Annotated in this window: 3 protein-coding genes; 1 reads left to right on the top strand and 2 read right to left on the bottom strand. The window is 75.9% G+C overall.

What is annotated here, in order from left to right; all coding sequences use genetic code 11:
• Positions 1 to 118 precede the first annotated feature (118 nt).
• Complete coding sequence (locus ACOV8S_RS12955) at positions 119 to 1,858, bottom strand: PucR family transcriptional regulator (protein ID WP_448317981.1); 1,740 nt, start codon at positions 1,856 to 1,858, stop codon at positions 119 to 121.
• A 329-nt stretch (positions 1,859 to 2,187) separates the two neighbouring features.
• On the opposite strand from ACOV8S_RS12955, the gene ACOV8S_RS12950 reads away from it, so the two are divergent.
• A complete protein-coding gene (locus ACOV8S_RS12950; RefSeq protein ID WP_448317979.1) occupies positions 2,188 to 3,732 on the top strand; it encodes an MFS transporter in 1,545 nt (514 codons plus the stop codon).
• A 59-nt stretch (positions 3,733 to 3,791) separates the two neighbouring features.
• On the opposite strand, the gene ACOV8S_RS12945 is transcribed toward ACOV8S_RS12950, so the two are convergent.
• On the bottom strand, positions 3,792 to 5,267 hold a 1,476-nt coding region (locus ACOV8S_RS12945; protein ID WP_448317978.1), incomplete at its 5' end, for an ATP-binding protein.

Genomic DNA, 5,267 nt, shown 5'->3' with positions numbered 1-5,267 from the left:
GGCGGACACTTCCCTCTTTGTTCGCAGGCTAGGTGCAGGCGGGCGGGGCGAGCATGCTCCACGCAGGAGCGTTCGGCGCGTCGCGTTGTCCGGGATGGCGCAGTGCGGGTCGGTCCGGTCAGCTGTCCCCGGCGTCCGCGGGGCGCCGGCCGGCGCCCCTGGAGGGACCGGTGCCGTGGCCTGTGCCGTGGCCGCCCCCGTTGCCGCTCCCGTTTCCGTTGCCCGTGGCCTTGAGGGCGAGCCAGAGTTCCATGCGGACGTCCGGATCGTCGAGGGAGCGTCCCAGGATCTCCTCGACGCGTCGCATCCGGTACCGCAGGGTGTGCCGGTGCACGCCGAGGTCGGCGGCGGCCGCGTCCCACTGACCGTGCCGGGACAGCCAGGCGCGCAGCGAGGCCACCAGGTCGCCGCGACCGGTGGCGTCGTGGTCCCGCAGCGCACGCAATTGGCCTTCGGCGAAGGCGCGGACGGCGTCGTCGGCGAGCAGCGGCAGCACCGAGCCGGCCGCCAGGTGCTCGTGCTCGACCAGGACCCGCCCCCGCCGACGGGCCACCGCCAGCGCCTGGACGGCCTGCTTGTACGCCGAGGCCACACTGGTCGGCCCGGCCGGGGCGGACACGCCGACGGCCGCCGCGGGGCCGCCGCGCTCCGCCGCGCTCTCCAGGGCCGCCGCCTGTTCGGCGCAGGCGGCCAGCGCGGCGCCGCCGTCCGCCGCCAGCGCCACCAGCCGGCCCTGCTCCTCCTCCGGCACCACCAGCACCGGTTCGCCCGCCCAGGCGGCCGCCGCCTCCAGCGCGGCGGCCAGCTCCTCGCCCCGGTACTCCGCGACCACCACCCGGAACGGCGCGTCCAGCAACCCCCCGTACAGGTCGCCCGCGACCGTCCGGGCGTGCTGCGCCTCGCCGGACAGCAGCATGTGCAGCACGGCGGCGCCGATGCGCTGCTCGGCCTCGTGCAGCGAGCGGGACCGCTCGGTGGTCAGGGTGAGCAGCGCGATCGCGGAGTGCACGGCGTACCGCTCGGCGGTGCCGAGGGGGGCCGCCGTGCCGACGGCGAGCGCGGACCGGGGGCGACGGCCGGTGCCGAGGGTGTGCAGCTCGACCCGGTCCTCGCCGGTGTCGCGGGCCTGCTCGTGGTCCCCGTCCCGGGGCCCCTCCTCGTGCGCCGAACCGTCGCCGGCGGCACCGGGACGCTCGGCCCCCTCGTCCGGGTCCCGCTGCCCGGCGATCACCGCGGTGGCGGGCGACTGGCGGTCGCGCAGGCGCTGCACGTCCGGGGTGAGGCGCGCGGCACGCCGCTCCGCCCAGTCGGGCGCCACCGCGACCACCGCTCCCGCGGCGTCGTACAGGGCGGCCCAGCCGTCCACCTGGGCGGCCAGCGCCGCCAGCACCCCCTCGGGCCCGTCCCCGAGCGCCCGCCGGGTCAGCTCGCGCTGGGCGGCGAAGCCCGCCGTCACCGCGCGGTACTGGTCCGCCGCGATGGCCGCGGAGACCGCCTTGCTGATCGCGAGGAAGGGCGTGCTGCGCGGCACCTCCAGGAGCGGGAGACCGTGTTCGGCCGCGGCCGCCACCAGCGCCTCGGGCACCTTCTCGTAGTTGACGCCCACGCCGAAGCCGAGGCCGACGACCCCCGCGGCGGCGAGGCGGCGCACGTAGCCGCCGGCCTCCGCCGGGTCCTCGGCGTCGACCTTCAGCGCGGTGGTGAGCAGGAGCTCCCCGCCCTCCATGTAGGGGACCGGGTCCGGCAGCTCGCTGACGTGCGCCCAGCGGACGGGGACGTCCAGCGGGGTGCCCTCACCGGCCCGGAGGGTCAGGTGCAGCGCGGAGTGGTGCAGCAGCGAGGCGAGGGTGGGCGGCATCGGTGTTCCTGACAGGTGGGGGTCCTTGGCCGGACTGGAGTGAACCCACCGGTGATTGTGCCGCACTGGCAGGCCGCGGCGGACGCGTTCCGCCCCCGGCCGTGCCGCCCCACGGGAGCCGGGCGTGGCGCCGGGCGCGGCACCAATGGCCGGAGCGGGCGTCGGGGCGGGCGTCGGACGGCGTCCCCCGGACGGTCCGCACCGGTCGCCCCGGCACCGGGGCGACCGTACGGTCGACCCCAGGAGGGCCCGCCGTCGTCCTCGACGACAAGGCCGCCGACCTGCGCGAACCGGCCACGGGCCGGTGCCGGCAGCGGAGGGAGCTGACAGTGTCACCGAGCTTGCGACGGCAGGGGCCGGACGCCGGCGGAACGACTCCGGAGAACGGCAGCAAGCAAGTCGCGCTCCTGGTGCTCGCCTCGCTCCAGCTGATGGTGGTGCTGGACATCACCATCGTCAACATCGCGCTGCCGCACATCCAGACGGCGCTCGACTTCACCACGGCGAACCTCGCGTGGGTGATCAACGCCTACACCCTCACCTTCGGCGGGCTGCTCCTGCTGGGCGGCCGGTCCGGTGACATCCTCGGCCGCCGCAGGATGTTCCTGTTCGGCGTGTCGCTCTTCACCCTCGCGTCGCTGCTGTGCGGCGTCTCGCAGGAGCCCTGGCAACTCCTGGCCGCCCGCGCCCTGCAGGGCATCGGTGGCGCCGTCGCCTCACCGACGGCGCTGGCGCTCATCGCCACCATTTTCGAGGAGGGACGCGAACGCAACCGGGCGTTCGCCGTGTTCGCGGGAGTGTCCGCGGGGGGCGGCGCGATCGGTCTCCTCGGCGGAGGCATCCTCGTCGAGTGGCTGACCTGGCGCTGGATCTTCTTCGTCAACGTCCCGATCGGCCTGCTCATCGTGCTCGCCACCCTGCGGTACATCCGGGAGTCGGAGCGCCGGCCGGGACGGTTCGACGCGGCGGGGGCCTTCACCTCGACGCTCGGCATGGTCGCCCTGGTGTACGGGTTCATCCGGGCCGGGGAGAAGCGGTGGTCCGACTCCCTCACCGTCACCGCCTTCGCCGTCGCGGTCGTCCTGCTGGGGGCCTTCCTCCTCGTCGAGCGCACCTCACGGCAGCCGATCACGCCGCTGAAGCTGTTCCGCGACCGGAACCGGGCCGGCACCTACGCGATCATGCTCTGTCTCGCGGCGGCGATGTTCGGCATGTTCTTCTTCCTGACCCTCTTCGTGCAGGACGTCATGGGCTTCAGCCCGCTGAGGGCGGGCCTGGCCTTCCTGCCGGTGAGCGCCGTCATCGCGGTCAGCGCCGGGATCGCCTCCCAACTGCTGCCGCGGACCGGGCCCAAGATCGTGATGGTGACCGGAGCCGTCCTCGCCGCGGCCGGCCTGGGATGGCTGTCGCGCCTGGAGGTCACCAGCAGCTACGTCGGCGGCATCCTCGGACCGATGCTCGTGTTCGGCTTCGGCATGGGCTTCGAGTTCGTCTCCCTCACGCTGATGGCCGTCTCCAACGTGGCCGAGAAGGAGTCGGGCGCCGCGTCGGGGGTGCTCAACGCGACCCAGCAGGTCGGAGGTTCCCTCGGCCTGTCCATCCTGGTGACCGTCTTCAGCACGAGCAGCCGGAACAAGGCGCAGGACCTGGTCCGCTCGTTCCTCGCCCGCGCCACGCCGGAGGAACGGCGGCGGTTCCGGCAGACCGGCGCGCTGCCGTCCGAGCTGCGGGAACAGACCCTCGCCGCGGGCATCACCTCGGCGTTCGTCGCCGCCGCCCTGATGGCGGCGCTGGCGGCCCTGGTCGCCGTCCTCGTGATCCAGACGCGCGCCGCGGACCTGGAGAGGTTCCAGGGCAGGACGCCGGCCGGGTAGCCGGACGCCGTCCCCCGAGAGCGCGGACACCGTTCCCCGAGGGCGGTGCGCTCCGGCCGTCAGGCGCGCAGGTCGGTCAGCAGGGGCGGCGCGTGCTCGCCCGCGGCGGTCGTCAGGGAGAGGACCGCGTGACCGGGCGGGACGCCGTGGGCCAGGTCGGACGCCGACCACCGCTCACGCTCCACCTGCCGCACCGTCACCGCCCGCGCCGTCGGCGCCCGCCCGGTGATCACCCGCCGCAGCGCGTGCACCGCCTTCCCGGCCGGCGTCTCGGCGACGATCTGCCGGTCGGTGACGTCGCGCGCCTCGGTCCACTCCTTGCCCCAGACCTCGGCGAAGTCCTGCCCGTCCCACGGGGTGAGCCCGGAGAGCGCGACCCTGCACCCCACCGACCCGAGCAGCGGCCCCCGCAGCGCCCGCGGCAGGTCGTCCAGCGTGCGCAGCGTCAGCACCACGCCGGCGTTCACCGACCGCAGCCGCTGCACCGCCCGCACCGCCTCCGGCGTGACCACCCCGGCGGCCTCGTCGAGGACCAGGCAGGCGAAGAGCGACCGGTCCCCGCGGACTGCCACGCTCGCCGCGAACTGTGCGAGCACCAGCCGCGCCAGGATCCGCGCGGCCTCCGCGTGCCCGTGCCGCGGCAGGTCGATGCGGACCCGCACCGGGTGGTCCAGCGCCCGCAGCGAGAACGGACGGGTGCGTCCCGTGGTGTCGAAGAAGGTCGCGAAGGCCGGCCGGTCCAGCAGCGCGATGCGGTCGGCGAGCAGCGGGGCCGCGTCCCCGTGCCGCCCCGCCTGCCGCTGCCGGGCGTCGAGTTCGCGCACCAGCGAGGCGTGCGCGGGATCCCGCGCCAGTGCCTCGCGCAGCGCCGCCAGCTGCTCGGGGTCACCGTCCAGCAACGCCCGCAGCTCCGGCACCGACGGGAACCGGTCGTGGACGGCGCGGAACGGTCCGAGCAGCTGGGCCAGGACGGTGGCCGGCCGCCGCCCGCCCTCGCCGGAGCCCTGCGCATCCGCGACGTCCCCGGCCAGCGCCTCGGCCAGCACCGCCGCCGCCTCGTCCGGGTCGGCGGTCCCGCCGTACAGGTCGAGGTCGTGCGGGGAGTCCGGGTCGCCGATCCGCACGACGACGTCGTAGGCGTCACTCGCGCCCAGCCCCGCCCCGTCGGCGCCGACCACCACCACCGCGGCGCGCCCGGCCAGGGCCTGCAGCGTGAGCGACTCGGCCAGCGGGCGGACCAGCGCGGAGGTCTTGCCGGCCCCGGCCGGGCCCACCGCCACCAGCGAGGTGGCCAGCAGGTCCGGGGCGAGCGCCACCCCGGCGTCGCGGTAGGCGTAGGGATTGCGCGGGTCGTCGGCGGCGGCGCCCAGCCGCACCTGCCCGGTCAGCAGGTCGTGGCGGGCGGTGCGCACCGGCAGGTCGCGGGCGCCGGACGGATGCGGGCAGGCCGCCGCGCCGTCCTTCAGCACGGCGTCCGCGAAGGTGGTCAGCGGCAGCCGGCCGGCGCGCACGCTCTGCCACGCGCGGGTGAGGCG

The organism is Streptomyces sp. CO7 (assembly GCF_053474865.1).
The sequence above is the reverse complement of the archived record's forward strand: the minus strand, read 5'-3'. Positions and strand labels throughout refer to the sequence as shown.

Bases quoted from the DNA above. Each gene is read 5' to 3' on its own strand.
- ACOV8S_RS12955 (WP_448317981.1), bottom strand. From the start codon at position 1,858: ATGCCGCCCACCCTCGCCTCGCTGCTGCACCACTCCGCGCTGCACCTG.